This window comes from Bacillus sp. LR--39 (assembly GCF_053613335.1).
On sequence record NZ_JBSIOT010001168.1, the window covers coordinates 1 to 611 of the forward strand.

General features: G+C 44.2%; 1 pseudogene. It reads left to right on the top strand.

The features are described 5' to 3' along the window. A pseudogene (locus tag ACWHAR_RS29195) lies at positions 1–611 on the top strand (manganese catalase family protein); the annotation flags it as partial.

The window sequence follows — 611 nt, forward strand, 5'->3', positions numbered from 1 at the left end:
TTACGGAGAAATGCGTACAATGATGCAGTTTTTTTCCAAAGCTCTAATTTCAGAGGAAAGCAGAAACAGTACCGCGATCTGCTTCGCGGCATTTTTTTAGAGGAGATTGCCCACGTTGAACTGGTTCAAAACACAATCAATGCTTTATTAGATGAATCAGGCGGTGAAGGTGTCGGCAGTCAAGGTGCAGATCAAGCACCACTTAATGAAGCCGTTAAACATGCTAATCCTCATCATTATATTATTGGTGCGCAAAGTTCCCTTCCCGTTGATGCAGGGGGCAATCCGTGGAACGGGTCGTGGGTGTATAACCACGGAAACTTAATTACTGACCTGCTGGATAACCTGCTTCTTGAGTCGACAGGTGTGCTGCAAAAAACAAGAATTTATGAAATGAGCTCTAATCAGACGTTCCGCGAAACACTTGCTTTTCTGATTGTACGCGACAATGCTCACCAGAATGCATTCGCGAAAGCGCTCGAGACATTGGGCGTTGAGTGGGCGAAGCTCCTCCCTGTACCGAATTATGACATTAATAAATATCCTGAGTGCAGAAAGTATGTCGAATTAGGCTACCATAATGCACAGTTTAACTTTAGGTTGGATGAAAC